This window comes from Bradyrhizobium sp. BRP19 (genome assembly GCF_020194195.1).
Classification (GTDB): Bacteria; Pseudomonadota; Alphaproteobacteria; order Rhizobiales; family Xanthobacteraceae; genus Bradyrhizobium; species Bradyrhizobium yuanmingense.
The window spans coordinates 1-430 of sequence record NZ_JADYVZ010000152.1 but is presented as its reverse complement, the minus strand read 5'-3'; the positions used below and the strand labels follow the sequence as shown (position 1 = coordinate 430).

The 430-nt window shown below is 61.4% G+C and carries 1 pseudogene; it reads right to left on the bottom strand.

Annotation, left to right across the window (positions count from 1 at the left end):
- A pseudogene (locus I6F36_RS38950) lies at positions 1-206 on the bottom strand (MFS transporter); the annotation flags it as partial.
- Positions 207-430 lie beyond the last annotated feature (224 nt).

Genomic DNA, 430 nt, shown 5'->3' with positions numbered 1-430 from the left:
ATCATGACCAGGGTAAAGGCGAGCGACGCCGTCCCGCGCGTGGCGCCGAAATCCCCCTGCACCAGCGGCAGCGCCACCACTACCGACCACATGCCGACGCTACCGAGCGAGCCGATCACCACGGCGACGGCGAGCCGCAGCCATGCTCGGCGCGAATCGGGAATGAACAGGTCGGACTTGGGGCTAAACTGAGAAGGAATTTCCACAACGAGGCCAAACTTCGTCACCAATCGCCTCTCAGTCAAGCGTTTTGGCGAAATATTAGGCATGCGAAAGGCCCCGACCACCCAACAAACTGTCAATCGTTGCGCAATGACATTGCCGGCACCTTGGCGGGGCCCGCGATTGGCGGTACTTTGGTGACGATGTTCGTACGCTTGACGAGACCGCAACGGGCCAAGGCAGGGTGGCTGGTCGCCCTGCTCTACCT